The organism is Candidatus Pseudoscillospira sp. SGI.172 (assembly GCF_050313575.1).
GTDB lineage: Bacteria > Bacillota > Clostridia > Oscillospirales > Oscillospiraceae > Vermiculatibacterium.
The window spans coordinates 1-615 of the sequence record NZ_JBNPLQ010000089.1; the positions used below are offsets into that span (position 1 = coordinate 1).

Below are 615 nucleotides of genomic sequence, written 5' to 3' on the forward strand. Positions count from 1 at the left end.
TGCTTGATCAGTTTGCTGTGGTTCACATTGTCAAAGAATCCTTTGATGTCGAACTCCAAAACATAGTGTAAATGCGCCCGTTGCAGCAGGGAGTAAGTACGGGAAATTGCGTGCTCTACTGACCGATTCGGGCGGAACCCATAGCTGTTGTTGCTGAACTTTGCCTCACAGATGGGTTCCAGGATTTGTTTGATGCATTGCTGCACCAATCTGTCCCAGATACAGGGAATACCCAGCGGCCTGGTTTTGCCGTTTGGCTTTGGAATGTCCTTCCGGCGCACTGGTTTGGGACGGTAGCCGTGTTCGCTGCCTGTGACAATTTTTCTGACCTTACCGATGACCTCAGCCGGTGGAAGCCGTCCAATGTCACCGATATTCTGCTTGTCTGTTCCTGCTGTGTAGCTGCCTGTGTTGGTCTTGATATTTCTGTAGGCCAGCATGATGTTGTCCGGGCTTAATACCAGTTTCATCAGGCCGGTGAATGTTTCACCGGCTTTGCTTTTGGCGTACAGTTCGTCAAATGTCCGCTGCATACCGTAATACTCGGCGTGCCGCTGGGCGTCCATACACAGGACTTTTTTCCTTTCTTTTGGCATAAGGCATCACCTCCCGTTT

At 50.4% G+C, this 615-nt stretch carries 1 protein-coding gene; it reads right to left on the minus strand.

Features of this window, described 5'->3' with window-relative positions; translation table 11 throughout:
- A partial coding sequence (locus ACQRD3_RS13570; protein ID WP_427781749.1) for a reverse transcriptase domain-containing protein occupies positions 1-596 on the minus strand: 596 nt, incomplete at its 3' end.
- Between the last annotated feature and the right edge of the window lie 19 nt (positions 597-615).